At 49.0% G+C, this 202-nt stretch carries 1 rRNA gene; it reads right to left on the bottom strand.

The features are described 5' to 3' along the window. Nucleotides 1-202 (bottom strand): 23S ribosomal RNA (locus WFK81_RS30920); the annotation flags it as partial.

Raw genomic sequence — 202 nt, 5'->3', positions numbered from 1 at the left:
ACAAGATTCTCACTTGTCTTTTCGTTACTCATACCGGCATTCTCACTTGTATGCTGTCCACCAGTCCTTACGGTCTGACTTCAACCTACATACAACGCTCCCCTACCCAAGACACAAACGTGTCATGCCATAGCTTCGGTGGTGTGTTTAGCCCCGTTACATTTTCGGCGCAGAGTCACTCGACCAGTGAGCTATTACGCAC

The organism is Paenibacillus sp. MMO-177 (assembly GCF_037147795.1).
GTDB lineage: Bacteria > Bacillota > Bacilli > Paenibacillales > Paenibacillaceae > Pristimantibacillus.
The sequence above is the reverse complement of the archived record's forward strand: the minus strand, read 5'-3'. Positions and strand labels throughout refer to the sequence as shown.